1 protein-coding gene is annotated in these 4,336 nt (G+C 54.5%); it reads left to right on the top strand.

Translation table 11 applies throughout. The features are described 5' to 3' along the window. Positions 1 to 144: 144 nt before the first annotated feature. Positions 145 to 4,336 (top strand): NACHT domain-containing protein (locus tag ACOCD2_RS13315; protein WP_419625731.1); only part of this gene is annotated, 4,192 nt, incomplete at its 3' end.

Below are 4,336 nucleotides of genomic sequence, written 5' to 3'. Positions count from 1 at the left end.
AGCAACGAGCTTGCGAAGTTGTTGCGTAGTGCTGGGTGACCAGGACGGCTGGGGCACCAATAGGTTGTCAAAGGCCGAGTCGATTTTGGGGACTGGGATGTCCCAAAATCTATCACGAGGCAGAATACACGCTTGGGAAGGTTTATGACGGTGCGAAAACGCAGCATAGACAAAGTCAGGGCATCTCGTGACGGTCACGAATACCATGAGGCATGGACGGCCCGGAAGGCTATGCAGCTCCTTTGGCCTGATAGTGATCTAACCGCGATCGCGGTTGAAGGCCCGTCTCCAGCTGATCAGGCAAAAGCGTCAACCCAAACCGTTGAGATTGCGGATCTCACCTTCTACTACGGCAAAGGTCATACGTTTGAGCGGGCGTCACGCGTTACTTTCGCACAATTCAAATACTCCATCGCTGGCAAAGATAAGGACTTTCGTGCAACGAATGCGAAGAAAACGGTACAGAAGTTCGCTCAGGCATACCGTGAGTTCAAAAGGAAGTACGGTGCGCAGGCCGTTGATGAAAAGCTCGAATTTCAGCTGGTCACCAATCAGCCAATCAGTGAATCACTGATCAAGGCGATCGATGCCTTGGCGGCCAGTTCCCCACGAAAGGGAGAAGTAGAACAGCAGGCAAAACAGGTTCAGACGGCCTCCGGCCTTACAGACAAGGTTCTTGCGGCCTTTGCGGGAAAATTGAAATTCATCGGACGGACAGGAAATCTGCCCGCAGCGAAGAACGAGCTGGCAAGCCTGCTCGTCGACTGGTCAGCCACGAGTGATCCTATTGCTGCGGCCCGCCTTGGACAGATCAGGAACTTGGTTCGGGAAAAAGCGGGCTACGCCGGGACCGATCGTAATTTGATCACCCGGACCGATGTTCTGGCAGCGCTGCAAATCGGCGATCCCAGGGATTTATTGCCATGTGAATCTGCGCTCGCAGATGTTGGCAAAGTGTTGGAACGACAGCAGCTACCGGAAGCCATTGACCGGATTGCCGCAGCGCGCTCTCCACTGCTGATCCATGCAGCAGGCGGCGTTGGCAAAACGGTCTTCATGGATACCTTGGCAACGAAGGTTGCTAACGCACACGAAGTCATATTTTTCGATTGCTTTGGCGGCGGAGCTTATCGCTCGCCTGAAGATGCCCGGCATTTGCCGAAAAGGGGCCTCATACATATCGCCAACACGCTGGCGTTTCGCGGTTTATGCGACCCGATGCTCCCGGATAGCGCGGACCTTCAAACATTGCTCAGTACATTCAGGCGGCGTCTGAAGCAAAGCGTTGAGACGATTTCGCGGATGATGCCCGGTAGAGGGCTGGCGCTATTCATTGACGCTATAGACAACGCCGAATTCGTGGCGGGTCAGCACAGCGAGGACTGCTTTCCCATAAAACTTCTGGAAAGCCTCGATACCGAGTCTGTGCCTGGCGTTAAGCTCATCGTTTCCTGCCGGACGGAACGCAAGCCAAAGACTTACGCCAGATACGATGAGTTGGAGTTAAGCCCTTTTTCGAACGACGAAACGGCGTCTTTTTTACGCGCGCGGCTCAAGAATGTTTCGCATACGGAGATTAACGTTGCCCAAGCCCGTTCGGGTGGTAACCCGCGCGTCCTTGAATATCTCCTAAAAGCAGGGCGGGGCCTTCTCGAAGAGTCTGAGATAGGGAAGAAGCTGGAACTCGATGATCTGATCCAGGAGCGGATTGAGGGCGCACTGAAAACCGCCATGGAGCGCTGCTACGAACAGAAGGATATCAAGGCTTTTCTTGCGGGACTCGCTGTTTTGCCTCCCCCAGTTCCGCTCGAAGAGTACGCGGGGGCTCACGGGATTGAAATCAGTGCGATCCAGAGCTTTGCGTCTGACCTGAGTCCGCTACTCGAACGGACCAGTCAGGGACTGATGTTTCGTGACGAGCCGACCGAGACGCTAGTCCATAGTTGGTATGCATCATCGGCAGATGCGCTTCGCCGGGTAGCCAATAATCTTCAAGCGCGCCAGGATGTCTCTGTCTATGCGGCCCGTGCCCTACCGGGTCTGTTGCACAAGCTGGATGATGGTGATCAGCTCCTTGCACTGGCTTTTGACGGTCGTATCCCTTCGGCGATTACGAGTACCGTCGGCAAACGCAATGTCAGATACGCAAGACTTAAAGCCGCGACCCTTCATGCGGCACTGAAGAAAAACTATAACAACCTGGTTCACTTGCTTCTGGAACTGTCGACCATCGCGGCAGTCGAGCAACGTGGTGCCGAATACATTCTTGATCATCCGGATCTGGTTGTTGCGGCGCGCGATGTCGATGCAACGCGGCGTCTATTTGAGGTGAGGACAGGCTGGCCAGGGACCCGTCATGCCAGACTTGCGATCGCCAATACGCTATCGGGCGATTTTGAAGAAGCGAACCGCCATGCCCATCTGGACAACGAATGGATTAACCACTACAGCAGATCGCGTAGCGATGATCGCATGCACGATCCGGGGCCCGAGCGCACCGACATCGCAGCAATTCCATTTTTCCTGATCTCGCAAGGGCGAGGAAAAGACGCGGCGCGGTATATGGAGAGGTGGCGGGACTGGTATGCGTATGAGGTCTGCGAGACTGTGTTCGGTTATGCCCATCTCGCCCAATCAATTCGCTCTGAGCCCGCGGGGCGGTTGACTGGTTTTACTGACGATCTCTCGAGGATCGGGGCGCTGGCCTCTGCACTTTCGTTCCAGAACCTTTCCCGTCAGAAGAGCAAGGAACTCACAGTCAAGCTTGCCAGACGATGCAAGCCGACGAAACTCGATCTCCCGAGCGCGTTTCATCGAGAGCGGCCCTATGACATTCAGGATGGGCTACGAAAGGCGGCCGCTATCGCGTTGTCGCTCGGTCTCTCGGCGGAGGCGATGACCATATCCTTACGCGCCCCGCATCAACGCCCGGATCTCTGTCGCTTCCGAAATTCGTACGACAGCCAGGATGTTTTTACCTATATATTTCGCGTGGCTCTCCGAGCGGCTGCAAAGAACGCAGCCATTCACGAAAAGGATCTTCTTCCGAAGGAATTGCATCCGATCTGTGGGCGCATAAGCAAACAAGTAACGGGCAAGGAATTCATCAAAAAGGCAAAAGAACATCTTTCGAGGCACGTGCGCGCCACTAGAAAAGAGAAGGGAAAGGAACCGCGCACAGAGGGGCTCAGCCATGATCAATCGCAGAACGCGGAGCGGTTTCTCAATCATCGACTGGAGCCTCTTCTAGCGCTAACCAAGGCGCTGTCTTCTTTGCTTGGAGCAACCCCTCTCGGTTTAGGTAAGGCTTTCCGGCAGTTCGTTCAGATATGGGAAGAGTGTTCCAAGAACCGTGACCATTACCGAAGTGAGCGTATCGATTTCTTCTTCAGTTCACTTGGCATGGATATCGCCCTTTTTACGCTCTGGGCACGGTCCGACCTGAAACCGGACTACATAGAGCGTTTTCTGGCACAGGCACAAAAGCATAGGCTGGCAGCACATACGCTCGTGCGTATCGTGGCGATTTTGGCGCAACGATTACCCTGTCAGGAACTGGCCGGAGAGCAGGCTATTAAGGCACGGGAGATGATAGAGAGGGAAGACGATGTTGACACCAGAGCCTCCCTGTTCGGCGCATTGGCTCGCGCTATGCTCCCTGCTAATACAGATGAAGCAGCGGTCTACTTTCGCGATGGACTTGAGCAAATGGATGCGATTGGCTCAGGTGACTACGAGTTCACCAATGAGTTGTTGTTGTTCGCATCGCATTTGAAGGGTGATGAGCTCGAGGAACGCGACTTCCACACATTGTCCAATATTTGTGAGCTCAATATGGGGGAGGAGCCGGAGAAATTCCCCTGGGGCGCATATGGTAATGGTCTTGCGAAAGCCGCTGGCCTCCGTAGTCTGGCGAAACTAAGCCGCTGGGATGACCGGTCAAAAATCGCATTGAGCAATACGCTCATGCCTTATCTCACGGGCCTTCTCGATAGCGGGAAAATCGACCCAAAAGATGCGCTGGCACTCAACCGCCTGGCGGACCCGGTTGAGTATTACCACGCGAGCACCAAAGAATTTGCCAAGACACTGCGTCAGCAGGCCGGTTCCGATCCGGCAGTGATTAGAGAACTCATTAACCAGTTCCAGGACAACAATCCGGCATTGGGGGAGGAGGACACTGTCAAAACGCTTGGCGCATTGGCAGAAGAGGCGGTGGGCCAGAGCGCTGCGATCGCGAAGTATCTCAAGCACGCCCGCAAACACTATGCACAAATCAGGGATACGCGAAACGAACGTCAGAACTATCGTGACGACGATGATTTGAAAATGCGGG

It is taken from the genome of Thiolapillus sp., from assembly GCF_048562965.1.
GTDB classification, from domain to species: Bacteria; Pseudomonadota; Gammaproteobacteria; order Chromatiales; family Chromatiaceae; genus Thiolapillus; species Thiolapillus brandeum_A.
This window is presented reverse-complemented; position numbering and strand designations above follow the sequence as displayed.